Annotated in this window: 1 protein-coding gene; it reads right to left on the minus strand. The window is 72.9% G+C overall.

Going from position 1 to position 469, the window contains the following annotated elements:
- The coding region (locus tag GTW43_RS09050) for a DUF309 domain-containing protein (RefSeq protein ID WP_161301106.1) at positions 1-316 on the minus strand (316 nt) is incomplete at its 3' end.
- Between the last annotated feature and the right edge of the window lie 153 nt (positions 317-469).

A 469-nucleotide genomic window follows, 5' to 3' on the forward strand; every position in this document is an offset into this window, starting at 1 on the left:
CCGCCGCGTTGCCCCGCGCCGCGTGGGTCAGGCCCACCGCCAACTGGGCGAGACCCCGCCACAGGCCCTCCTGCTCCGGCGGGCCGGACTTCCACGCGTCCTCGAAGACCTCGTGGGCGTGGAAGGGACGGCCGCCGTCGAGCAGCGTCTGCGCCTCGGCGACCGTCTCCCGCGGGCTGCGGACGACCCCCTCCGGCTGGCGGGCCACGCCGTCGCTGCCGTACGGGAGCGGACGGCCCAGACCGTCCCGCGGCCGGGCGTTGCGTGCCCGGCCCGCCTCGTCCCGGTCCCGGTCACCCTCCTGTGAAGTGCTCATACGCCGATTCTCGCCCACGGTGCCCCGAGACCGTCGAACCGGTTTCAAACCACCCGTGAGCTTGGGGTATTGTTCTGTCTGTCGCCGCCGGAAGGGACCGCCCGGAAGGCAGTGGACATCGGGACGTGGCGCAGCTTGGTAGCGCACTTGACT

Source organism: Streptomyces sp. SID5785 (assembly GCF_009870065.1).
Lineage (GTDB): Bacteria > Actinomycetota > Actinomycetes > Streptomycetales > Streptomycetaceae > Streptomyces.